Here is a 23,450-nt window from a genome sequence, read left to right on the forward strand (position 1 = left end):
ATTTTTTTACATAAAATGATCAGATTAGATAAAAAATTAAGATTCGATCTTGAACGGATGATAAACGGAAGCAATCATTTCGGCTGCTTTGATTCCGTCCATAGCCGCAGAGGTAATCCCGCCTGCATAGCCTGCGCCTTCGCCGCAAGGATAGATCCCGCGGATTTCGCTCTGAAGGGATTGGTCTCTTATAAGTCGTACAGGCGAAGAAGTCCGGCTTTCTACTCCCGAGATGACGGCATCGCACCGCGCATATCCGGGAAGCTTGTGGTCAAAGATCTGAATTCCTTCTGTCAGCGACTCTGCAATGAATTCCGGAAAAATATTTCTGACGTTTGCAAGCTGATACATACCTTTTATATGCGGAGTGACTCTACCCAGCTGCACGGAAGGTCTGTTTTCACAGAAATCCCCAAATAACTGTACCGGAACTTTGCCGTTTCCCTCGAGATATGCCGCTTCTTCAAGCTTTCTCTGGAATTCGACACCAGCGAGCGGATGATCACTTTCAAAATCATCGGGTGAAACAGTAACGATCACTGCAGTATTGGCATTCTGGCTATCCCGGCGGCTGTAACTCATTCCGTTAACGGCAAGCCGGTGTTCTTCGGAAGAAGCATTTACGACATATCCGCCCGGACACATACAGAAGGTATATACGCCTCTTCCATTATCGAGGTTAGCGGTCAGTTTATACGGTGCTGCCGGAAGAAAGGAAGGATAATTCTTACCGTATTGATCCTGATTGATCATTTCCTGAGGATGTTCGATTCGTACACCAACAGCAAATGCCTTCGGCTGCATTGGAAGGCCGTGCTGATATAACATGGAAAAAGTATCCCGTGCACTGTGACCAATGGCAAAAACTGCAAGATCTGTATCGAGCAGATATGTTTCCTTCTTTTGCGAATCGTAGATTTTAAGTTTGCGGAGAATCTTTTGACCGTTGTCGGAATGTGTCTGAATATCAGTGACTTGTGAGTGAAACCGTACTTCTCCACCATGAGCACAGATATATTTCCGCATTTCTTTTACAACTGCAGAGAGCACATCGGTACCGATATGAGGTTTGCTCTCGTAGGTGATGGATTCCGGAGCACCGTGTTCGGCAAAGATACGTAGTACTTCATGGTTGCGTCCGAATTTATCTTTTACCAGAGTGTTCAGTTTTCCGTCAGAAAATGTTCCGGCGCCACCCTCACCGAACTGAACATTTGATGAAAGATTCAGCCGCCCGTTTTCCCAGAATGCTTCCACATCTTTTGTACGCTGATCTACATCAGCTCCGCGTTCCAGAAGAATTGGCTGATATCCGTGCGTAGCGAGCATATAACCACAGAACAGTCCGGCAGGACCTGTTCCGATAATGACCGGCCGGTGTGTTAGTTCCTTTGTCCCTTTTACTTCGAAATGGTAGCTGTCCGGCTTAACCTGGAACTGTATCTGATTATTTTTGACCGTTTTCTTAACTTTTGCTTCATCTCTTACCTGGACATCTACAGAATAGACATAGTAAAGAACAGGCTTTTTTCTGGCATCGATCGACTGTTTGCGGATTTGAAAGCCCTGAAGTTCCTCTTTTTTTATGCAAAGTGTTTTTAAAATCTTGCGTTCAAAATCGTCTGATGTATGTTCAATATTCAGTTTCATCTGGTTGATCCGAATCATATGTTTTTACTCCTTTACAGTTTGTCATCTATCTGATGATATATCGTTTGCAGCAGCAGTTCCGGCAAGATAACCGGTCGCCCAGGCCCATTGCAGATTGTACCCTCCGCAGATGCCGTCCACATCCAGCAATTCCCCGGCAAGATAAAGGTGCCGGACATAACGGGATTCCATAGTGTCGGGAGTGATTTCTTCTGTTGAGATTCCTCCGGCACAGACTTGTGCATTATCAAAACCATTAGTGGTATCAATTGTTACTACGTTATTCTTAACTACCTGAACAAGACTTTTTATCTGTGTATCCGACAGATCACCTGTCAGTGTATGCATCCGGATGCGTGCCTGTTCTAAAAATCTTGGGATCAGCTTCTGGTGAAAGATTCCAAGAAGATAATCTGCGCAGGTCATCTGCTCTCTTCCATTTCTACGTTTCAGCAAGAACTCAAAAAATGCCTCTTCCGTAAAAGCGGGCAGGAAATCAATGCTCACTTTTGCATCCTGTTTTAAATACAGAGATTTGGCAATATAGCGGCTGATCTGGAAAACCGGTATTCCGGAAATGCCGTAAGCCGTAAGCTGTAATTCCCCGTGATCGGAAGCTGCCGGTTGTCCATGGCATACTGCAGTTACGACAGCATCCGTACGGACCCCTGCGGCTTTGGCAAACGGATGATTCTTTACTTTTAATTGAACCAGAGCAGGTACGACCGGAACCATCGTATGTCCGAGCTCCTTTGCAAGTGCATAACCACTTCCGTCGGATCCGAGCCTGGAATTCGCTTTTCCGCCGCAGGCAAGGATTACGGCATCTGCCTTTTGCTTCTGATGATCCGTCTGTACTGTAAAACCATGAGATGTCGGAACAATACCCGTTACCGTTACGTCAGTGGTGATTTTCACATGCAGACGATCCAGTTCTGATTTCAACAAATCAAGAACGGTGGAAGCCTGGTCGGAATAAGGATAGACGTAATTTCCTCTTGCCTTTGTCAGAAGCCCAAGAGATGTGAAAAACGCAATGGTGTCTTCATAGCCGAATTTCTGTAATACTTCTTCTACAACGGAAAGATTGTCGCTGTGGAAATAAGAGGCGTTCATATCTTTGTTTGTCAGGTTGCATCTCCCGTTTCCGGTTGCAAGGATTTTTTTGCCTGCGCTGTCTTTCTTTTCGTATATCAGGATCTGTGCCTGCGGGTTCGTCCTTGCGGCTGCAATTGCCGCCACAAGACCGGAAGCACCGCCGCCAATGATTGCTATTTTCTTCATATCTATTCTTCCAAATATTGCAATGATTATATATATTGAGGGTTACAAAGTTACAATTCCGGCACGTACCAGATACTCTAATGACATCAGTATTCCAAGCTTGGCATGCGGCCAGGTGAGACCTCCCTGAAAATATACGGCATACGGCGGTTTGATCGGTCCGTCTGCGCTCAATTCGATGGATGATCCCTGAACGAAAGCACCTGCTGCCATGATAACGTCAGAATCATATCCCGGCATCGGCCATGGTTCCGGAGTTACATAGGAATCGACCGGTGCTGCTGCCTGAATTCCTTTGCAGAACTCAATGACGCCTTCCGGAATTCCAAATTCTACAGCCTGAATGATATCGTGTCTGCTTTCTGTGCTGTTTGGAATAACAGGGAACCCCAGTTTTTCATAAATATTAGCTGCAAAGATCGCACCTTTTAGTGCAGCTGCTGCCACTGTCGGGGCAAGGAATAATCCCTGGTAAAAATCTTTCATGATACCAAGAGATGCACCAACCTCTCTTCCGAGGCCCGGGGAAGTCAGTCGGTATCCGCATGCATCGATCAGATCTTCGCGACCCGCGATATACCCGCCGATCGGGGCAAGTCCCCCGCCGGGGTTCTTGATCAGTGAGCCGACTGTCATATCTGCACCGACATCACTTGGTTCGATCGTTTCGACAAACTCACCGTAACAGTTGTCCACCATACAGATCAGATCCGGTTTGAGCCGTTTGACAAATGCGATCAGCTCGCCGATCTGCTCAACCGAAAAGCTCGGTCGTGTCTGATAGCCTTTGGAACGCTGGATTGCAACCATCTTTGTTTTCTCGTTGATTGCTTTTTCGATATTTTCGTAATCAAAGGTTCCGTCTTCCAGAAGATCTACCTGAGAGTAAGTAATGCCATATTCTGCAAGAGATCCATTTGACGGGCGGATACCGATGACTTCTTCCAACGTATCATATGGTTTTCCGGCAGGTGCCAGAAGCTCATCACCCGGTCTTAGGTTTGCTGCAAGAGCCAGTGCCAGTGCATGTGTTCCGCAAGTGATCTGCGGACGTACCAGAGCGCTTTCGGTATGGAAAATAGACGCATATACTTTTTCGAGGGTATCTCTTCCCTGGTCATCATAACCATAACCGCTGGCATAGTTAAAACATCCTGCGCTGACGCGGTTATCCTGCATTGCTTTTACTACTTTTAACTGATTGTATTCGGCAATCTCATCAATTTTTTCAAAACGTTTTTTCAGGTCTTTTTCTATTGTATTTCCGAACGAAAGGACTGTTTCACGGATGCCCATTTCGCTATAAATTGTGTTGATCGGTGTCATAATCTATATTTATCCTTCTTTCTGATTTTTTATTTTGATTTGTCGTAAATATTTTGAGAAAATCACCGGACTTCCAGCAGCTTGAAACGCAGGGATTCACACATAGCATCAAATGTTGGATTAATGGATGGAATCTGTTTCAGAACCGTTTCTGCTTCACGGTACCTTCCCATGTCATATAAAAGAGAAGCTTTATTAAGATCAAACATTGCCTGCTCGCCTTCGTACCGGATCATGGATTCCAGGCCGAGCAGTTCGCGGTAAGCAAAAGCAGTGTCCTGATTACGTGAATATATTTCCATCAGTTCATTCATTTTTTTCAAAAATTTGGATTTTCCTCTTAACTTTTTCTTCAGCATATTCTTCCCTCCAGATGCGAGAGCATTGCCTTTAGGATCCTGTCTTCATCATAATCATACACTTCTTTCTGAATCCACGTCACCTGACGTTCGCGCCGGAACCAGGTGAGCTGCCGTTTGGCAAAATGCCGGGTGTCACGTTTGATGGTATAGACAGCTGTGTCCAGATCACATTCCCCGTCAAGATATGCCAGGATTTCTTTATAACCGAGTCCCTGCATGGAAACCATCTCTTTCGTACAGCCAAGTTCTTTCAAATGTTTTACTTCGTCAACGAGTCCCTCTTCTATCATCTGGTCTACACGTCTGTCAATTCTTGCATACAGCTGCTCTCTTGGCGCATTCAGAACAAAATAGACGAATTCATACGGGGATTCTTTCCGACGTTCCTCTTCGTTGTGTTCTGACATTTTCTGCCCGGTCTGACGGTAATATTCCAGCGCACGGATCACTCGTTTCACATTATTGGCGTGAATATCTTCTGCGGATTTCGGATCAACTTTCCGCAGCATATTATGCAGGTATGCTGCCCCCTTTTCCTTTGCAAGATTTTCCAGCTCTGCCCGGTAAGTGTCATCCTGGGCGGTACCGGTGAAATCAATATCGTACAGTAATGCCTGGATATAGAATCCTGTTCCGCCGACAACGATTGGAATATGTCCGTTGGCATAAATCTGCTCCATTGCATTTTTAGCCATCTGTTGAAATCGGACGACATGGAATTCATCCCATGGTTTCAAATCATCTATCAGATAATGAGGAACACCCTGCATCTCTTCCGGGCGTATTTTGGCAGAACCAATATCCATGTACTCGTATACTTGCATGGAATCGGCAGAAATAATCTCCCCGCCAATCGCTTTTGCTAGTCCGATCGAAGCTTTTGTCTTCCCGACGGCCGTAGGCCCTGTTAGTACTACTAGTGGTTTCTTCTTCATTTTATACGATCCTCTTGAATTTCTTTTCTAATTCTCTCTTTGTCATTGCGATAATGGTTGGTCTTCCATGCGGGCAATGATAGGGGTTGTCCAATGATAACAGTTCACCGATCAACGCATCAACTTCCTGCACGGATAATTTCATATTTCCTTTTACGGCAGCCTTGCATGACATCGAAGCAATCTTTTCATCAATGAGATCTGGAGACTGATTGCGGGCAATCTCATCCGAAAGGCTGTCAAGCATTTGGATCAGCAGTTCTTTTTTCGCAATACTGAACAGATTATCCGGAACAGCACGAACTGCATAAGAGTCCTGTCCGAACTCTTCAATCTCGAACCCTATCCTTGTAAACCGGTCCATATAAGTGTTCAGCAATTCTGCTTCCCGCATACTTAAATTCAATACAATCGGCGGACTGATCATCTGCGAGGTGAATTCCCTGGTTTGCATAGATTTCAGAGTTTTTTCATACAGAACCCGTTCATGCGCTGCATGCTGATCGATAATATACAGACTGTTATCGTATTCTACCAGCCAGTAGGTTTCGAATACCTGACCGACTACTTTATATTTCTGCATGGCCTCTCTGGTAAGCAGATGATCTTCGAAAAGTTCCATTTGTTTTGGTGGTTCTGACGCAGTTGTCTGTGTTGATATTTGCGGTCTGACGGCAGTATTCTGCATGTAAGGTGTTTTTTCTTCTGCAATAGTTTGTATCGTATTTACCGGTTGTTTTGTTACAGCCTCTTCTTTTTTCTTCTTTTCTTCATGCTCAGCCAGTACCCGTTCTTTCATTTTGGACATGAAGTATTCCAGATTATGTTCCGGAGCAGATCGGACGGCAGGCTTTGGTTCCGGAGCAGATCGGACGACTGTCTTTGGTTCCGGTGTAGACTGGACGGCAGGCTTTGGTTCCGGTGTAGACTGGATGGCAGGCTTTGGTTCCGGCATCTCTACATGCGGAATCAGTTCTTTTTCGTGAAGTCCCTGATCAACTGCCGAATAGATAGCGTTATAGACTTCCTGTTGATTGTTAAAGCGTAGTTCCATCTTCGTCGGATGTACATTGACATCTACATGTTCTCCGTCAATCTCTATATGCAGTACCACAAACGGATATTTATGCTGCATGGTAAAATCCTTATATGCATCCTCGATGGCTCTGGAAATGATACTGTTTCTGGCATACCGGCCATTCACATAATAATTTTCAAAATTCCGGTTTCCTCTGGAGATGATTGGTTTTCCTAAAAATCCGGTGATTTTAAGTCCCGGTGTATCATATTCTGCTTGCAGAAGATTTGAAGCAATTTCGCGTCCGTAAATGTGATAGATGACATCTTTCAACTTTCCGTTACCGGATGTATGTAATTTGGATTGTCCGTTATTAATAAATTGAAACGAAATGTGTGGATGAGAAAGTGCAAGTCGCGTCATCAGGTCTCCGACATGGCTCGCTTCGGTCATCGGTGTTTTCAAAAACTTCCTTCGGGCAGGTGTGTTATAAAACAACTGCCGTATGATAAAGGTTGTTCCATCCGGTGCACCGGTATCTTCCAGAGTTTCTTCTTTGCCGCCTGCAATACGGTATAACGTGCCAAATGTCTGATCTTTTGTTTTTGTGATCAGTTCTACCTGTGCAACTGCCGAGATACTGGAAAGTGCCTCTCCGCGGAATCCCAGTGAACCGATGTGAAGCAGATCATCGACAGAACGGATCTTACTCGTTGAGTGCCGCAAAAACGCAGAGCGTACATCTTCCCGGTCTATTCCGCAGCCATTGTCTGTAATACGCATGAACGAGATCCCGCCATCCTTAATCTCTACGACAACTGCTGTAGCACCGGCATCAATGGCATTTTCCACCAGCTCTTTTACAACAGAAGCCGGTCGTTCGATCACTTCTCCTGCTGCAATCTTATCAATTGTAATCGGGTCTAACACCTGAATTTTACTCATCGTTTACCACCTGTTTTTTAGTTTGTTCTGAAGTTGATATAATGTATTCAATGCATCGATCGGAGTCAGATTGGCAAGATCCAGTTCTTTGATCTCCTTGATGACATCATCATCTTTTACAGTATCAAAAAGTGACATCTGGGCAAGATCTACCTCATCAAAATGCTTTGCCTTTGGTTTGGATGTTTCCTGCCCCTGCACTTCGATCTCTTTGATCTTACCGGTTACATCTGCCTGTACCAGTTCTTCTACGATCTCTTTTGCCCTGTCTGTAACTGACTGCGGAACACCTGCAAGCCTTGCAACCTGGATTCCGTAACTTTTATCCGCACCGCCCTTGACAATCTTACGCAGGAAGATGATATCGTCACCTTTTTCCTTTACGGCAATACAGTAATTGTTAACATTTTCAATTTTTCCTTCCAGTTCAGTCAGCTCATGATAATGTGTTGCAAATAAAGTTTTTGCTCCTAACAATTTGCTGTTACTGATATATTCAATCACTGCCCAGGCAATACTCAAACCGTCAAAGGTACTGGTACCGCGCCCAATCTCATCAAGGATCAGAAGGCTCTTATTCGTCGCATTTCGGAGAATATTGGCCACTTCTGTCATCTCCACCATGAAGGTACTCTGTCCGCTTGCAAGGTCATCTGAAGCACCTACACGGGTAAAGATACGGTCAACCACACCGATATTTGCCGAAGAAGCAGGGACAAACGAACCGATCTGTGCCATCAGGACAATCAGGGCTGTCTGTCTCATGTATGTTGATTTACCGGCCATATTCGGACCCGTAATAATGGAAATCCGTTCCTTTTTGTCATTCAGATATGTATCGTTACAGATGAACATGTCATTGGAGATCATCTTTTCGACTACCGGATGACGGCCGTCTTTGATATCAATGAGTCCTTTGTCATTCATCTTTGGTCTGACATAATTATTTTGTTCTGCAACCAGTGCAAGAGAGGCAAATGCGTCTAATTTTGCAATGGCTTTAGCCGTCTTCTGGATGCGGACAACTTCTTTTCCGATAGTATCTCTGACTTCGGAATAAAGCTGGTATTCAAGAGCATACAACTTATCTTCTGCACCAAGAATCGTATCTTCCAGCTCTTTTAATTCCGGTATGATATAGCGCTCTGCATTGGCAAGCGTCTGTTTTCTTGTATAATAATCCGGCACCAGATTTTTGAATGAATTGGTAACTTCCAGATAATAGCCGAATACTTTGTTATATTTAATACGCAGGTTCTTGATACCGGTCTTTTCACGTTCTTCTGTTTCCAGCTTTGCCAGCCAGTCTTTCCCGTCAGATTTGGCGTTGCGGAGTTTGTCCACTTCTGCATTGTAACCGTCTTTGATAATGCCGCCTTCTTTCATGGCGATCGGCGGATCTTCTTTGATGGAATCACTGACCAGCTTGCACAGATCTCCGAGCGTATCCAGTTCTTCATTCAATTCCTTTAAAAGAGGTGTCTGCATATCATTCAAGATATATTTTATATGCGGAAGCATTGCAAGAGAACTTTGGAATGCGATCAGATCTCTTGGATTCGCAGACTGATATGTGATCCTGCACACAAGCCGTTCCAGATCATAGACCGGTGAAAGGTATTCACGGATCTCCTCTCTGGAAATTGCATTTTTCACTAATTCATCTACAGCATCCAGTCGTTTTTCAATAGCGCTCTTGTCAATCAACGGCTGTTCAATATATTTGCGCAGGGTTCTTGCACCCATGGCAGTCTTCGTCTTATCCAGCACCCACAGAAGGGAACCTCTTTTCTGTTTGTCACGCAGTGTTTCACACAGCTCCAGATTTCGTCTGGTTGAGCTGTCCAAAAGCATATATTTTCCGGAAGCATAGATTGTCAGGTGGGAAATGTGTGATAAATCTCGTTTTTGTGTCTCCACCAAATACTGCATGAGTGCACCGGCTGCAATTACACCGCAGTCATAATCGGTAAGTCCCAGTCCTTCAATCGTACCGGCATGGAAATGTTCTTTCAAAACACGTTCACAGACTGCATCGTCGAAATACCATGAATCCAGAGAATATACGGTAATTCCAAGCTTTTCTTTTAACAATTCAAAATCCATACCGCTCATATAAAAGGCTTCATTACAGATCAGCTCTGACGGCATGAACTTATAGATCTCGTCAAACAATTTCTCAGAATTTTCAATCTCGGTTACCATGTACTCGCCGGTTGATACATCGGCGACAGATACGCCGTAATGATCCGATGCGTAAGCGATACACATGATATAATTATTCTTTGTTTCATCCAGTGCCTGCGTGTCCAGGTTGGTTCCGGGAGTTACGATTCTTACAACATCCCTTTTTACAATTCCTTTTGCAGCAGCCGGATCTTCCAACTGTTCACAGATGGCCACTTTATAACCTTTGGATACCAGTCTGTTCAGATATCCGTCCACTGCGTGATACGGGACACCGCACATTGGTGCGCGTTCTTTCAGTCCGCAGTTCTTTCCGGTTAATGTAATCTCCAGTTCTTTGGATGCAGTCAACGCATCGTCAAAGAACATTTCATAAAAGTCTCCCAATCTATAAAAGAGGATGCAGTCCGGATATTCTTTTTTCGTCTGCATATATTGCTGCATCATTGGTGTTAATTCTGCCACTTTTTTTACTCCTCTGATCATTTAAATTTTACATTTCATTATAGCATTTATATTTTGAATTTAAAAGGATAGATTTTTTCAAAAACTGAGGCTTTTCTTCATCATACAGAAGATAAAGAATATTGGCGCTCAGATAGATCCCTGCTGCGCAGAGACATGTAAATAGCATGGTGTACGGCAGACATATCTGACCAAACAACTGAAATGGCATACAGCTGTAATCCCATACATGAAGTGCAAACCATTTATTTACGATAATACCTGTAATGAATTCTGCTGCTGTTACAAAGATGCTGCAGCGGAATACCTGCAGAAGAAAATCATCCTGCCAGTGTACCTGCTGTCCCTGATAGGAGAAAAACATCATACAGATCCCGCCCAGCACGAACATGGACCAGTGGGAAAAACCACGGAAAAGAATTTCCAGCGTATAATAGATCCAGCCACCGATCCCCCACAAAAATAAATACTCACTGATTTTTTTCATACAAAAACGCCCTCACTATCTTGTTGATATTACATAGTTTGAGCGTTTTCATGGTTAATTATAATACATTTATTCTGCCAGTTCTCCCAGATAATAGAAACCTTTGCATTCCGTCAGTCTGACATCGGCAAGCCGTCCAATCATTCCCTTATCACCTTTGATGTGTACCAGCAGATTATTACTTAAACGTCCTGTTACCATGGATGGGTCGTGTTCACTTACCGATTCGATCAGAGCGGTCTGAATGGTTCCTTCATGTACAGCGCATACTTCTGCCGCAATCGTATGTACTTCTTTCAGCAGTCGGTCAAAACGGTTTTTGACCACATCTTCCGGTACCTGGTCTTCCATCACGGCGGCAGGTGTTCCGGTACGTTTTGAATAGATGAAAGTGAATACGCTGTCATAACGCACTTTTCTTACAATATCCATAGTTTCTTCGAAGTCTTCTTCTGTCTCTCCCGGGAAACCAACGATGATATCAGTTGTAAGAGACACATCCGGAACATTCTTGCGGATTTTTTCTACCAGTTCCAGATACTGCTCTTTTGTATAATGACGATTCATCTTCTTTAAGATACGGCTGCTTCCGGACTGTACCGGCAGATGCAGGTGTTTGCAGATCTTTTTGGATCTTCCCATAACTTCAATGAGTTCATCAGATAAATCCTTTGGATGAGACGTCATAAAACGGATACGCTCCAATCCTTCGATCTGCTCGATCTTCTCCAAAAGCCGGGCAAACGTAATCGGATTTTCCAGATTCTTTCCGTATGAATTGACGTTCTGACCAAGCAGCATGACTTCAACCACACCATCTGCAACCAGCTGGCGGATTTCCGATATGATTGCCTCCGGGTCACGGCTTCTTTCTCTTCCACGTACATATGGGACGATACAGTAACTGCAGAAATTATTGCATCCGAACATGATATTTACTCCGGATTTAAAGGAATATTTGCGGTCATTCGGAAGGTTTTCAACAATCTTGTCGGTATCTTTCCAGATATCGATCACCATACGTTGTGATTCAAACCGTGTCACGATCAGTTCGGCAAATTTGAAAATATTATGTGTTCCGAAGATAATATCCACATAGCGGTAACTTGTTTTCAGCTTTTCTACAACCTCCGGTTCCTGCATCATACAGCCGCAGAGACCGATCATCATATGCGGATTTTTCTTCTTTCTTGGTTTTAACTGTCCGAGACGTCCGTAGACACGCATGTTGGCGTTCTCTCTTACCGTACAGGTGTTGAAAATGATAAAGTCAGCCTCATCTTCAGGCGCTTCTACATAACCGATCTTTTCTAGGATTCCACAGAGTTTTTCGGAATCACGGGCGTTCATCTGACAACCGAATGTTGTGACACAGAATGTCAGCGGACGTCCCAGTTCTTCGGATTCGCGCTGTACATAAGCTTTTGCTTTTTCGATAAAATAATACTGACGGGCAGTATCATCCGCAGGCGGTTCTTTTGTAATATCTATATCGTAATTCATAGTATTAAGCATTCTCTTTGCTCCTTTGTATTATTCATTATTAGTCTTTCACAGAAAGTGAAGACAACAGCTTTTTGCAGGATGTATGGCAATCTAGACAAATTGCTGTATGTCTGAATCATATGCATAATCAATCAACTTCAAAGCACTTATAATTTCTTCTTTATTGACATTCATATCGTCACATAAAGCATCCAGGCTGTGATAATAGTCTCTTAGTTTTGTATTGACCACACTGAGTAACAGCATGGGATCTCTGGGTAATCCGTTTGCCATTCTGGCTCACTCCTTTAAGTATTATATTTTTTCATATCTTAATCAGAAATTACAAAAAACATTCACCTGATTCCAATGGATAGATATGCTTTTCTGTAATAACTTTTTCCGGTTTTATATCATGTTCCTCAAAAGGTAGTTCTCTGTACATCTGCAATTCAAAAGCAACTGCAATCGTATGCAGATCCGGATGTGTTTTCAGATATTTGTCATAAAAACCGCCGCCATATCCGATTCGGTGACATTCTTCGTCAAAAGCGACACCCGGCATGATCAGAAGTCCGTCATATCCGTCGGCTTTGTATTCACCTGTCGGTTCCAGAATTCCATATGCACCAGGCTGCAGATCCTCTTTTTGTTCTACCAGATAAAAATTCATCTCGCTGCCCTCGACTCTTGGAAACCATACACTTTTACCCAGTTTCCAGGCTTCCTCCATGATTGCCAAGGTTCCGGTTTCGCCATTGTAATTCGCATAACAGTAGATGTCAGTCGCTTCTAAAAACAGTGGATGATTAATCACTGTTTCCGTGATAGTATTGGTGGCCTGTTGCCACACAAGCGGATCCATCTCTTTTCTGAGACGGATGATCTTATGTCTAATTTCCTTTTTTGTTTCCAAATTTCTCACCCAAATTCGTAATACTTCCGTCTTTTTCCTTTATAGAAATGTTGTTTAGCTGTCCGCGCAGATTTCTTTTGAAAGAATCAATGTATTCTTTTCTCAATATCTGCTGTTCTTTTAATTCCTCCGGTGTCAGACCTTCGGCTTTAGACTTGTGATATAATTCATTGATTCTTGCTACTTTCTTATCATCCATTATCTTTTGTCCTTCCTTAATATACTCAGATTTAACTCGAATAATTCTCGAGAAATCCGTATAGGGCTGCTGATGTCTCAACGTATTTTCCATTATGGATCTCCTGCTGCAGTGTCTCAGGAAGACCATCCAGTGGAATATCTGTGTATTCATATACCGTTTTTTTATCATTCAGATATACGACTACATAGCCATTCAGAGATTTCAGATAGTAACAGTCTTCTTTTAAAGCCTGTCCATCTGCGGCAATAGAAAGATCTTGTGTTTTTTGCTTCTCCGCTGTTTTCTCTGCCTGAATTTCACGTTTTCCCCTGTTTAAGCTAAGCTGATAAGCACAGGTGATTCCGAATACGATGAGGATCAGAAACAGTAAAAAGCCAATACCATACTTGTTTTTCATAATGAAGACTCCTTTTTTGAGTACAGTATTCGCTCAACTCACCCTATTTATACAATTTTCTTCAATGTTCTTTCAATTAAAAGGCCTTCCCGTTCCGGATAGTCATACTTTTCGCTTTCTCTGATACAGGCACAAACAAACGCATGCGAAGCCTGTACACTTTCCAAAAGGGAATTTCCCTGCAGAAGCTTTGCCAGGAACATTCCGTCAAATGCGTCTCCGGCTCCATGAAATTCTTTCAGGTTTTCACCATTTCCGATATAAAGAAATGCATTGTCTTCGTATAACACGATACCCTTTTTACAGTCGTCTTTTGGAACGCTGGTAATGATCATGTTTTTTGCTCCCAATTCACGGAGGATTTCACACAAATGCAGTACATTTCTGTGATTGCCTGTGAGCTGATATTCTTTTCCGGCGAGCAGATACATTTCTGTCAGATTTGGCAGAATTATGTCTGCATACGGAAGGATTTTCCGCATTGCAGCACCATAAGATTCGTCAAAATTTGTATAATAAACTCCGTGATCACCCATGATAGGATCTAAAATAACCTTTGTGTCCGGAAATTGACTAATGAAATAGATGACGGCATCAATTACATCAGCTTTTCCAAGGTATCCGACAAAAATAGCATCAAATGTAATATGTTCTTTCTTGTAATGATCTGCACATGCACGTATATAGTCTCCGGGTACATGGCAGACCGCCGGAGTGCTATAGCCACCGGTATGTGTTGATAACAGTACTGTCGGTACCGGACATACCTCGATTCCCATCATGCTTAAGATCGGTGTCATATTCATCATGGCTGCTTTGCCGACACCGCAGATATCGTGTAACAGAGCAATTTTTTTTACTGGTCTCATACTTACTTGTATTCCCCTCTTATCAAATGTAGTCTCCGGCATATTGTCACAAGGGCTGCTCCTTTTGGCATGCCAAGTAATTCTTCTTCCGTAATCCCGCCAAGTGCAACGATAGATACTCCATATGCTGCAACTGCTGCCAGAAGTGCAATGATTGTTGCGATATACGGACCGGCGAATAATTCGAAGATCAGATGAATCACAATTGCGATCACACCCATGATCAGGGAAGCAAGTGTCGGGATTAAGAATGTTTTCTTTTTCTCCTGAACATAACCGATTCTGTCACGAAGTGCTTTCGCGTTCAGTATGCAGATTGCTCCGGAGAATATGATCTTACTTAATACAACCGCATAAATGTTCCATTTTAATACTACCAGCATCAGGAATAATGTCACGATATGGATCACCAGTGAAATTGCCGCATTTTTTACCGGTGTCATCATATCATCCAGTCCCTGTAATACAGAGTTGGTCACTGTTGACAGACAGAAAAAGACAACTGAAAGCGCCCCCATCTGAAGCATCCGTGCTGCTGTAGTATTATCCTGTGTAAAATATAATAAATTCAGGATCGGTTTTGCAAGTGTGATAAATCCAACTGCACATGGGATTGCGATCAACATGTTGAAACGGCTTACGGTATTAATCTTGTTATGTACCTGCTTACGGTTACCGGTCTGTACAGTGGCAACCAGACTCGGCACCAGTGAGGCGGCAAGTGCACTTGAGATAGAGAGCGGCACATTGATCATTGTACTGTACTGTCCCTGAAAGATTCCAAGAAGACTTGCGTATTCTTTTTTGCTGAATCCCTGGGCAGCCATGACATTGTTAAAAAGTGCAGTATCTACAAAATCACTGATATTATATACCGTTGCACTTAAAATGACAGGTGCGATGGTCACAAACAACACTTTGTATACGGTTCTGTAACTTTCTCTTTTTCTTGAATGATCGTGTTTCATTTTCTTTTTGAATACTTTGTGGTATGCGAGAAAAATGAATCCGACAAATATCAAGGCGCTCAATGCACCAAGGACTGTTCCAAGTGTTCCGCCTGCTGCCGCATAGGCAGGACCGAAGGATTTGTCGCCTCTGGTCTTTCCGACAGCTCTTCCTGCATTGAATAATAAATATGCACCTGCGATCGATACAACAGCATTTACAATCTGCTCGATCACCTGTGAGATTGCTGTCGGGATCATAGATCCCATTCCCTGGAAAAATCCGCGTAACACCCCGAGAAGTGCTACGATCAGGATGCATGGTGCGAGAACACGGAGCGCATAGGCACTCATGTCAAGATGCATAATGGTTGTTGCAATAAAATCTGCTCCGAAAAATACCAGAAGAGAGACAATTCCACCGGCAAGAAGTGCAAAGGTCATAGCACCCCGGAAGATTTTGTTTGCATTTTTATATTCGCCGACAGCCACTCTTGCCGATACAAGCTTTGACACAGCTAACGGCAGACTGTACGAAGTCAGCATCAATGCAACTGAATAAATTGAAAATGCAACCGAATAATATCCGTTTCCTTCTGTTCCGATAATATTCAAAAGCGGAATCCGGTAAAAGGCTCCGATCAGCTTTGTGATAACTCCGGCAATTGCAAGAATCGATCCCTGTATCAGAAAATTTTTTTCATTTTTTTTATGTTGTTCCGACATACAGCTTTAACTCCATCGTTTTGTAAAAATTTATTAAGATCAATGATTATCTCAGAATGTCCAGGCGTTCCATGATCTCACGCTGTTTCTGTTCCATCACCTGACGTTCTTCCTCTTCCATATGGTCATAACCTGTTAAGTGTAACACAGAATGGGCAATAAGAAAAGCATATTCTCTCTTTGGACTATGCCCGTACTCTTCTGCCTGCGAAAGAACTTTTTCTTTTGATATCACGATATCCCCAAGCGTCAGTTCTCCGCTTTCCGGATCAAAGCAATCTTCTTCCTCTTCCAGAAAATCAAATGTTCCGGGTTCCGGATAGTCGATCATCGGAAAAGACAGTACATCGGTCGCACGGTCAATGCCTCTGAATTCTCTGTTCATTTCATGAATCTGTTCATTTTCTGTCAGTAGCAGATTCACCTGTGCTTCGTACGGACAATTTACATAATCCAATGCTTCTTCTACTACTTTCTTTGCAAGTGTTTCGCATTCCAGAGGAAGCTTTATTTCGCCTTCTTCTTCAAAGTATAATGTCATGATTTTCGCCTCTTATCTTTTCCTTTGTATTTTGCGTCATTACCGCGACGATTTTGTCTGCTTTCGTAATCTTCGTATGCTTTTACGATTTTTTGTACCAGTGGATGACGTACAACGTCCTTGCTGGTAAGGTGACAGATACTGATATCTTCGATATCTTTTATAACTTTTGCCGCCACATCAAGACCGGACACCTGTCCGGACGGAAGGTCTTTTTGTGTTGCGTCACCAGTGATCACGACTTTTGAGCCGAAACCGATTCGGGTAAGAAACATCTTCATCTGTGCCGGTGTTGTGTTCTGTGCTTCATCCAGAATAATAAAGGCATTATCTAATGTACGGCCACGCATATAAGCAAGCGGCGCAACCTCAATCAGACCTTTTTCCGAATTCTTTATAAAGCTTTCCGCACCCATGATCTGATACAGTGCATCATAGAGGGGACGCAAATAAGGATCGATCTTACTCTGAAGGTCGCCCGGAAGGAATCCAAGCTTCTCTCCTGCTTCGATTGCCGGACGTGTCAGTATGATACGTCCTACTTCATTGTTCTTGAATGCAGTGATCGCCATTGCCATCGCAAGGTAAGTCTTACCGGTACCGGCCGGTCCGAGTCCGAATACGATCATCTGTTTACGGATTGCATCGACGTATTTTTTCTGACCGAGTGTCTTCGGCTTGATCGGTTTTCCCTGTAAGGTATGGCAGATAATATCTTTATCGATCTCCAGTACGTTTTCTTCGCTGTCTTCCATAACCAGTGCCAGCGTGTAATCTACATTCTGTTCCTGGATCGTATTACCTCTTTTTGAAAGTTCTACAAGCTGATCCAGCACTTTTTTTGCTTTTTCTACTTTCAAAGCATCTCCCATGATCTTGACGCTTTCACCTCTTGCGATCAGTGTTACATGAAGAGTGCGTTCTATTTTTTTTGCATATGCATCGAACTGTCCGAACACATTGGCTTCGTGTTCCGCAGGTATATCGATGACTGTCTCCATTAATCCCATGCATTAGTCTCCATTCTTTGTGTCGTCTTCCGCAATATAGTCCGGCGGAAGCGGTGTGGACGGAACCTGCTTTCCAACGGAGCATCTGACCTTCAGTGTTCCTTTTGCAGAGTACGTCTCAGACCCTGTGTATATTTTAACATCATTCTGGATAATTTCTACCCCTTTTTTCTTCATTTCTTTACAGTAATTCTGAAAATCTCCGGATAATATCTTCCGGATTTGCGCTTTTGTATAATTCTTATGTCTTTTCCGGTAAGGAGTTACTGTAATTTCTTCGAAGGTAAGAGGGAATATATTCAACGGCCTGAACTGCCACTGGAAGACGTGCTTTTCAAAATAAGGATATGTGTTTTTTACAGAACCTATTCGGATCATATATCTTCCTGCCCGGACTGCATATTCTTTTTTCTGGATAAAATGATATCTTGATTTGTAATATTCTTTTTCGAAATAGTTTTTTGAGAGCGTCTTTTGATACGGAATACAGGTTTCGCCGGATATGTCAGCATCCGATCTACAGGGTGAGTACCCTGTAATTTCTTTTGCATCATTGCAGATGGGAATCTGTCCCGATACCAGAAGATCACCTTTTTTTACCTGTACACCTTTTTTTACCTGTGCGATACCGGTTCTGGTAGTAATACTTGTGATGGTGCAGTCAATGTCGGCAATGATATCTGTAGACTGGTCGTTTATCCGGGATATAATGCTGTTATCCGCAAGGCCGTCTTCGTTTTCTTTTATCTGAATGACCAGCCTGCAGCCATCTATGGAAGCAGATACCCATATGATCCCGTCATATGTGCGCCTTAGATCCCGGACAATCTTCTGACAGTCTACATTTGTCTTTTTCATACCATTTTTAATCTGTTCGGATGCCAGAAATTTCTTTAAAGTATCATCCGTATACGACAGGTTCCCGCGGATATCAATTCCCCAGATATAACGTGTCATAAAAAGGATAAGACAAATACAGAGAATAAATCCGGAAAACAGTATATGACGTTTCCGGTAGCGGTGAAAAAGAAAAGGAAGACCGCTGCGGCGGATGATACAAACCTTTGTGCCGGTCTTCCTTATAATTTCCTTCAGTCTGTGGAACCCACTGACCGACAGATTCATTTCATATACTCCACAGACACGTTTCAGATCCCATATATAGATGTTTTTATAACGGCAGGCATTCAGAAAACGTTCGGGTGAATATCCTGACACACGTATCCGGACATAGCCTTTCAGATACCAGATGAACTGTTCAAACACGGTGGTCCCTCCTATGTTTGGTATTCGATCGTCCTGATGTGACCGTGAATCATCATCTCATCATTGGTGTAATAGATGATTTCCAGTTTCCTGCCGCCGATTTTAATCTGTCCGCATCTGGTCTGCAGCCGGATAATCTGATCTGTATATTCCGTTATTCCTCTGTAATTTTCCACACATAGTTCATCCGTACCGGTAATCGTAAGAATCGGGAGCCCCATTGCTACATCTTTTGGGACTCCCGACATTTCCGCCGCTTTTTCTTTCCATTCCTGACGATTCATATCCATACCACTTTTGTGATTTATATCACTTTATGCATTCCGCCTCAGATATATACCTGCCCGGATTTAAGGAATCTCGTGGTATGCCTTAGCGTAAAAATATTCCTGTGCATTTACCGGTGTAAGATCATTACTCACACGGTGATAATTTCCATCTGCTTCCAGTTTTCTTGCTTTCTGATTATCAGAAAGCATAACGTCGAACATTTCCTGTAATTTCGTTTTCAGTTTGTCATTATATACCGGTGCAGCAACCTCTACACGTCGTACAGTATTTCTGGTCATGAAATCTGCAGATGCAATGTAATATTTCCTTCTTTCTTTGCTTCCGAAGATATAGATTCTGGAATGTTCCAGGAATCTTCCGACAATGCTGATGATGCGGATGTTTTCTGTCTTTCCTTCCACTCCGGGGATCAGGCAGCAGATACCGCGGATGATCATATCGATCTTGACTCCGGCCTCAGAAGCCTCGATCAGTTTGTCGATGATCTTTTTGTCCGTAAGGGAATTCAGTTTGAATCCTGCATAAGCTTCTTCCCCGTTTCTTGCATGTGCGATCTCTTCGTCCAGCATATCCAGCACTTTATTCTGCAGACACTTCGGTGCTACAAGAAGATGCCTGGTATGTTCAACAACTTCTCCCTTCGACAGTGCCTGAAATACATTGGAAGCTTCCAGCCCGATCTCTACATTGGATGTCATCAAAGAGAGATCCGTATATAATCTGGAAGTTTTTTCGTTATAATTACCGGTACCAATCTGGGTGATATATTCTACCTGTCCTGCATTTTTTCTGGTGATCAGACAGAGTTTTGAATGCACTTTATATCCGTCTAATCCATAGATCACCTGACATCCGGCATCTTCCAGACGTCTGGACCATTCAATATTATTTTCTTCATCAAAGCGGGCACGAAGTTCAACTAATACAACGACCTCTTTCCCGTTTTCTGCGGCCTCTATCAATGCCTCTACAACCTTACTCTGCTTTGCAACACGGTATAAGGTCATCTTGATCGAGATAACATCCGGGTCTTCGGCAGCTTCTGTCAGCAAATGCAAAAACGGACGGATGGATTCATAAGGATAAGATAACAGTTTATCTTCTTCTTTGATCTGTGCTATAATGCTCTTTCCATCCTGAAACTGGTCGGATTTCTGAGGTGTTCTTTTCGGAAAATATAATTCCGGATTTTTTCTCAGCAGATCCTGGATCTGGAATACGAACGAAAGATCCAATGGTGTTGAGGACATGAATACATGATTTTCATCCAGTTCCAGATACTCGCACAATACGGCAATTCCTTTTTTGTCCATATCTCTGGAAAGTTCCAGACGGATCGGAGCCAGTTTCTTACGCTGTTTGATCAGACCTGCCATGAATTCGCGGTAGTCCAGATCTTCATCGTATAAAGCATCCGCATCAATGTCAGCATTTCTTGTGATGCGCAGCAAAGATTTGGATTTGATCTTGTACCCTTTGAATACAACCGGTGCAAAATGAAGAATCAGTTCTTCAGCAAGCATGTATGTGCCAGGTATACCAGGTACTGCGATCAGACGTCCGAAAATATTGCTTGTACATGGAATGATTCCGAGACGGTCTTTTTTCCCTTTTGCGCCGAGTACTGCTACGGCATAGATCTCTTTGTTTTTCAAAAACGGGAATGGCTGTCTTCTTCCGATAACAGTAGGCGAAATAAGCGGTGCGATCTCTGACTTAAAATAACCTTCCAGATAACGGGCACCGTCTTCATCCAGTTCATTAAAACGCAAAATACGGATTCCCTGCTCTGCCACACGTGCCATCAGTTCTTCGTATACGGCTTCTTTTCTCTTGTTGATCAATTTAGTCTGCTTTAAAATTGCATCAATCTGTTCCTGCGATGTCATTCCTGTTTTGTTTTCGCAGATCTTCTTATCGAGAAGTGTCTGATCATATAAAGAACCCACACGCACCATGAAGAATTCATCCAGATTGCTCTGATAAATCGATGCGAATGTCAGTCTTTCGCACAACGGAACTTCCGGGTTCTCTGCCTCCTCAAGAACACGTTCATTAAACTTTAACCAGGAAAGTTCCCGGTTCATATATATCTTATTCATAACTTTTTCACCTTTCTTTGTATTGCATTTCCAATGTTTCTAATGTATCATAGTAATTCCAAACGATTATTAGATTTACGTTAAATCTATGTAAAATCAGCCTGCATCATTGCATCAAGGTCAGATAGTATGGTTTTGAAATCCATATATTTTAAGGAGGTTTTATCTATGCATACATCATTTCTTGTTTTGATCATATTGGCACTTGTTATTGTTGCATCGATCATCACATCCATTGTTACGTATCTTATCCTTGCGGGGAGAAACAAAAGAATCCGTCTTGCCGAGCAGTACCGGCAGATCGGGATTACCGATGGCTATCTGAGCATTCAGGAAGAGATAGAGAAAAATATCAAATCGGAACACATTAAGTTTACAACAGTTTCTCCTGTAAAAGCTCCGGATTTTGCGGATGAAGAACATACAGAACAGGAATCCGATCCAAAAGATATCTGGGTTGTTGTCCGGGGAAAAGATAGTAATACATCCGAAAAGATCTTTGAATACTGGCATTTTATATATCAGGATTCCAGATGGATCTGTAAAGAACGTAAGAAAAAAGCTGGCTAAAAATACCAGCTTTTTTTCTTATCTTTCTTCCTGTTCTTTTTTATAGACTTTCTGCTGTGAAAATCCTCTTCCTCGTACTTCATTTACATTTCCGATAATCATAAATGCATGTGGATCAGTCTCCTGTACCAGCTGGTTCAGCCGCATCAGTTCGCGGTTGGATACAACGGTAAGGATCATCGGCTGATCATTTTTCAGATATCCGGTCTGTGTGTAAACAAGTGTTGTTCCACGGTCAAGCTGCTCCTGGATCAGACGGTTCAGCTCTTCATATTTTTCTGTCATGATCTCTACTTTTGTACGTGTAGATCCCATCAGAAGCACCTTGTCTAAAATGACTGTGTAAATCAGTACCAACAAGATACCATATACAATCTCTTCTTTATTGGTGAAGAGCATCTGTGAGATTAAGATAACAAAATCAAATGCGTACAGCATCACAGATACCGGAAGACCAAACTTCTTGTTCAGAACCAGCGGCGGAATATCCATTCCTCCGGTAGAGGCTCCGCACCGGATCACGACGCCGATCCCCATCCCAATCATCAGACCGCCGCATATAGTAGATAACATCTTATCGTCTGTTACATTCTGAAGTGCAGGCATTTGCTCCAGCACTCCCAGAATAACCGGATAATAAAAGGTACTGACCAATGTCGTAAGTGCAAATTTCATTCCAAGGACAGCCGCTCCAAGCAGGAACATCAGTGTATTGAATAGCAATACAAAACTATGGATTGGAAGTCCGAAATAATGATGGATCGCAATACCAAGCCCTGTTGTCCCGCCTGTGATCATATTATTTGGCAGAATAAACATGACGATTGCAAGTGCATAGATCGTATTGCCCAGTAAGATCATGCACAGATTTTTTAAATTTAAGTGTTTCATAGTCATATCATACCCTCTCCTGACATTTTCATCCATATTAGTATAAAGGATGATGGATTTTGATACAAGATTTTTCTTCTATTTCGGCAGTTTACTTATGATATGGCTCATGGCTGATAATACGGTAGCTTCTGTAAATCTGTTCCAGCAGAATTACCCGCATCAGCTGGTGTGGAAATGTCATCTTTGAAAAACTCAGTGCATAGTCTGAACGTTTCAGCACTTCTTTTCCAAGTCCGATCGAACCGCCAATGATAAATATGATATGGCTCGTCCCTTGAATTCCAAGGTTCTCAATCTTTTTCGCCAGTTCTTCGGAGGTCAGAAGCTTTCCCTCAATTTCCAGCGTAACAACATAGGCATCGTCTCTGACATATTTCAGAATCCGTTCACCTTCTTTATCACGGATGCCGTCTTCTACAGTTTCACTTGCGTTATCCGGGGTCTTTTCGTCTGCCACTTCAATGATTTCCAGCTTACAGTAACGGCTCAGTCTTTTACTGTATTCTGTAATAGCATCCTTTAAGTATTTTTCTTTTATCTTACCTACTGTGATTAATGTTATCTTCATTCTTCTA

General features: G+C 42.8%; 22 protein-coding genes and 1 pseudogene. 1 reads left to right on the forward strand and 22 read right to left on the reverse strand.

The genetic code is table 11. The features are described 5' to 3' along the window. Positions 1-36: 36 nt before the first annotated feature. The 20 genes and pseudogenes from OCV72_RS12960 to ppk1 form a co-directional block, all read right to left on the reverse strand. On the reverse strand, positions 37-1,668 hold the full coding sequence (locus OCV72_RS12960; RefSeq protein ID WP_055284241.1) for an NAD(P)/FAD-dependent oxidoreductase: 1,632 nt from the start codon (positions 1,666-1,668) through the stop codon (positions 37-39). A gap of 24 nt (positions 1,669-1,692) precedes the next feature. Then, entirely contained in the window at positions 1,693-2,934 is a 1,242-nt protein-coding gene (locus OCV72_RS12965) for a BaiN/RdsA family NAD(P)/FAD-dependent oxidoreductase (protein ID WP_055284242.1), read from the reverse strand. Between the two features lie 42 nt (positions 2,935-2,976). Next, entirely contained in the window at positions 2,977-4,260 is a 1,284-nt protein-coding gene (locus tag OCV72_RS12970; RefSeq protein ID WP_055284243.1) for a methionine gamma-lyase family protein, read from the reverse strand. 62 nt (positions 4,261-4,322) lie between these two features. Continuing rightward, entirely contained in the window at positions 4,323-4,619 is a 297-nt protein-coding gene (locus OCV72_RS12975; RefSeq protein WP_055284244.1) for a hypothetical protein, read from the reverse strand. After that, positions 4,613-5,557, reverse strand: coding sequence for a tRNA (adenosine(37)-N6)-dimethylallyltransferase MiaA (gene miaA, locus OCV72_RS12980; RefSeq protein ID WP_055284245.1), 945 nt, complete (start codon positions 5,555-5,557; stop codon positions 4,613-4,615). Before miaA ends, OCV72_RS12975 begins: the two co-directional genes overlap by 7 nt. A 1-nt stretch (position 5,558) precedes the next feature. Next, positions 5,559-7,520: a DNA mismatch repair endonuclease MutL gene (mutL, locus tag OCV72_RS12985; protein ID WP_055284246.1), complete on the reverse strand. Its 1,962-nt coding sequence runs from the start codon at positions 7,518-7,520 to the stop codon at positions 5,559-5,561. Between the two features lie 3 nt (positions 7,521-7,523). Then, positions 7,524-10,172, reverse strand: coding sequence for a DNA mismatch repair protein MutS (gene mutS, locus OCV72_RS12990; RefSeq protein WP_330376609.1), 2,649 nt, complete (start codon positions 10,170-10,172; stop codon positions 7,524-7,526). 28 nt (positions 10,173-10,200) lie between these two features. After that, positions 10,201-10,659: a putative ABC transporter permease gene (locus OCV72_RS12995; protein ID WP_055284247.1), complete on the reverse strand. Its 459-nt coding sequence runs from the start codon at positions 10,657-10,659 to the stop codon at positions 10,201-10,203. 69 nt (positions 10,660-10,728) lie between these two features. Beyond that, positions 10,729-12,174 carry a tRNA (N6-isopentenyl adenosine(37)-C2)-methylthiotransferase MiaB gene (gene miaB, locus OCV72_RS13000; RefSeq protein WP_055284248.1) on the reverse strand — a complete coding sequence of 482 codons (1,446 nt, stop codon included), beginning with the start codon at positions 12,172-12,174 and terminating at the stop codon, positions 10,729-10,731. Positions 12,175-12,255: 81 nt separating this feature from the next. Beyond that, positions 12,256-12,438, reverse strand: coding sequence for a DUF4250 domain-containing protein (locus OCV72_RS13005; RefSeq protein WP_055284249.1), 183 nt, complete (start codon positions 12,436-12,438; stop codon positions 12,256-12,258). A 49-nt stretch (positions 12,439-12,487) separates the two neighbouring features. Further along, positions 12,488-13,069 (reverse strand): 5-formyltetrahydrofolate cyclo-ligase, encoded by a 582-nt coding sequence (locus OCV72_RS13010; protein ID WP_227080271.1) that lies wholly within the window; start codon positions 13,067-13,069, stop codon positions 12,488-12,490. Then, on the reverse strand, positions 13,038-13,259 hold the full coding sequence (locus tag OCV72_RS13015; RefSeq protein ID WP_028085951.1) for a DUF896 domain-containing protein: 222 nt from the start codon (positions 13,257-13,259) through the stop codon (positions 13,038-13,040). Before OCV72_RS13015 ends, OCV72_RS13010 begins: the two co-directional genes overlap by 32 nt. A gap of 31 nt (positions 13,260-13,290) precedes the next feature. Continuing rightward, positions 13,291-13,659, reverse strand: coding sequence for a hypothetical protein (locus OCV72_RS13020; RefSeq protein ID WP_055284251.1), 369 nt, complete (start codon positions 13,657-13,659; stop codon positions 13,291-13,293). A 47-nt stretch (positions 13,660-13,706) separates the two neighbouring features. Beyond that, positions 13,707-14,528, reverse strand: coding sequence for a pyridoxamine kinase (locus tag OCV72_RS13025; protein ID WP_055284252.1), 822 nt, complete (start codon positions 14,526-14,528; stop codon positions 13,707-13,709). 2 nt (positions 14,529-14,530) lie between these two features. Beyond that, positions 14,531-16,201: a putative polysaccharide biosynthesis protein gene (locus tag OCV72_RS13030; protein ID WP_055284253.1), complete on the reverse strand. Its 1,671-nt coding sequence runs from the start codon at positions 16,199-16,201 to the stop codon at positions 14,531-14,533. A 46-nt stretch (positions 16,202-16,247) separates the two neighbouring features. Then, positions 16,248-16,742 (reverse strand): rRNA maturation RNase YbeY, encoded by a 495-nt coding sequence (gene ybeY / locus OCV72_RS13035; protein ID WP_055284254.1) that lies wholly within the window; start codon positions 16,740-16,742, stop codon positions 16,248-16,250. Continuing rightward, positions 16,739-17,752 carry a PhoH family protein gene (locus OCV72_RS13040; protein ID WP_055284255.1) on the reverse strand — a complete coding sequence of 338 codons (1,014 nt, stop codon included), beginning with the start codon at positions 17,750-17,752 and terminating at the stop codon, positions 16,739-16,741. Before OCV72_RS13040 ends, ybeY begins: the two co-directional genes overlap by 4 nt. Before the next feature lie 3 nt (positions 17,753-17,755). Continuing rightward, the gene (locus tag OCV72_RS13045) at positions 17,756-19,018 is read right to left on the reverse strand and encodes a sporulation protein YqfD (RefSeq protein WP_055284256.1); all 1,263 of its coding nucleotides are present in this window, start codon (positions 19,016-19,018) and stop codon (positions 17,756-17,758) included. Positions 19,019-19,029: 11 nt separating this feature from the next. After that, complete coding sequence (locus OCV72_RS13050) at positions 19,030-19,302, reverse strand: YabP/YqfC family sporulation protein (protein WP_055284257.1); 273 nt, start codon at positions 19,300-19,302, stop codon at positions 19,030-19,032. A 66-nt stretch (positions 19,303-19,368) separates the two neighbouring features. Next, positions 19,369-21,417, reverse strand: a pseudogene (gene ppk1 / locus OCV72_RS13055) (polyphosphate kinase 1); the annotation flags it as partial. Positions 21,418-21,579: 162 nt separating this feature from the next. Between ppk1 and OCV72_RS13060 the strand changes: the two are divergent. Continuing rightward, complete coding sequence (locus tag OCV72_RS13060) at positions 21,580-21,981, forward strand: hypothetical protein (RefSeq protein ID WP_055284259.1); 402 nt, start codon at positions 21,580-21,582, stop codon at positions 21,979-21,981. Between the two features lie 18 nt (positions 21,982-21,999). Here the strand turns inward: OCV72_RS13060 and OCV72_RS13065 are convergent, their stop codons facing one another. Beyond that, complete coding sequence (locus OCV72_RS13065) at positions 22,000-22,872, reverse strand: YitT family protein (protein WP_081021071.1); 873 nt, start codon at positions 22,870-22,872, stop codon at positions 22,000-22,002. A 91-nt stretch (positions 22,873-22,963) separates the two neighbouring features. Then, on the reverse strand, positions 22,964-23,443 hold the full coding sequence (gene rlmH / locus OCV72_RS13070; protein ID WP_055284261.1) for a 23S rRNA (pseudouridine(1915)-N(3))-methyltransferase RlmH: 480 nt from the start codon (positions 23,441-23,443) through the stop codon (positions 22,964-22,966). Positions 23,444-23,450 lie beyond the last annotated feature (7 nt).

Origin of the sequence: Dorea amylophila (assembly GCF_025567265.1) — a bacterium.
GTDB lineage: Bacteria > Bacillota > Clostridia > Lachnospirales > Lachnospiraceae > Dorea_A > Dorea_A amylophila.

Coding starts and splice junctions, on each gene's coding strand:
- OCV72_RS12960 (WP_055284241.1), bottom strand. CDS start 1,668: ATGATTCGGATCAACCAGATGAAACTGAATATTGAACATACATCAGAC.
- OCV72_RS12965 (WP_055284242.1), bottom strand. CDS start 2,934: ATGAAGAAAATAGCAATCATTGGCGGCGGTGCTTCCGGTCTTGTGGCG.
- OCV72_RS12970 (WP_055284243.1), bottom strand. CDS start 4,260: ATGACACCGATCAACACAATTTATAGCGAAATGGGCATCCGTGAAACA.
- OCV72_RS12975 (WP_055284244.1), bottom strand. CDS start 4,619: ATGCTGAAGAAAAAGTTAAGAGGAAAATCCAAATTTTTGAAAAAAATG.
- miaA (WP_055284245.1), bottom strand. CDS start 5,557: ATGAAGAAGAAACCACTAGTAGTACTAACAGGGCCTACGGCCGTCGGG.
- mutL (WP_055284246.1), bottom strand. CDS start 7,520: ATGAGTAAAATTCAGGTGTTAGACCCGATTACAATTGATAAGATTGCA.
- OCV72_RS12995 (WP_055284247.1), bottom strand. CDS start 10,659: ATGAAAAAAATCAGTGAGTATTTATTTTTGTGGGGGATCGGTGGCTGG.
- miaB (WP_055284248.1), bottom strand. CDS start 12,174: ATGCTTAATACTATGAATTACGATATAGATATTACAAAAGAACCGCCT.
- OCV72_RS13005 (WP_055284249.1), bottom strand. CDS start 12,438: ATGGCAAACGGATTACCCAGAGATCCCATGCTGTTACTCAGTGTGGTC.
- OCV72_RS13015 (WP_028085951.1), bottom strand. CDS start 13,259: ATGGATGATAAGAAAGTAGCAAGAATCAATGAATTATATCACAAGTCT.
- OCV72_RS13020 (WP_055284251.1), bottom strand. CDS start 13,659: ATGAAAAACAAGTATGGTATTGGCTTTTTACTGTTTCTGATCCTCATC.
- OCV72_RS13025 (WP_055284252.1), bottom strand. CDS start 14,528: ATGAGACCAGTAAAAAAAATTGCTCTGTTACACGATATCTGCGGTGTC.
- OCV72_RS13030 (WP_055284253.1), bottom strand. CDS start 16,201: ATGTCGGAACAACATAAAAAAAATGAAAAAAATTTTCTGATACAGGGA.
- ybeY (WP_055284254.1), bottom strand. CDS start 16,742: ATGACATTATACTTTGAAGAAGAAGGCGAAATAAAGCTTCCTCTGGAA.
- OCV72_RS13040 (WP_055284255.1), bottom strand. CDS start 17,752: ATGGGATTAATGGAGACAGTCATCGATATACCTGCGGAACACGAAGCC.
- OCV72_RS13050 (WP_055284257.1), bottom strand. CDS start 19,302: ATGAATCGTCAGGAATGGAAAGAAAAAGCGGCGGAAATGTCGGGAGTC.
- OCV72_RS13060 (WP_055284259.1), top strand. CDS start 21,580: ATGCATACATCATTTCTTGTTTTGATCATATTGGCACTTGTTATTGTT.
- OCV72_RS13065 (WP_081021071.1), bottom strand. CDS start 22,872: ATGAAACACTTAAATTTAAAAAATCTGTGCATGATCTTACTGGGCAAT.
- rlmH (WP_055284261.1), bottom strand. CDS start 23,443: ATGAAGATAACATTAATCACAGTAGGTAAGATAAAAGAAAAATACTTA.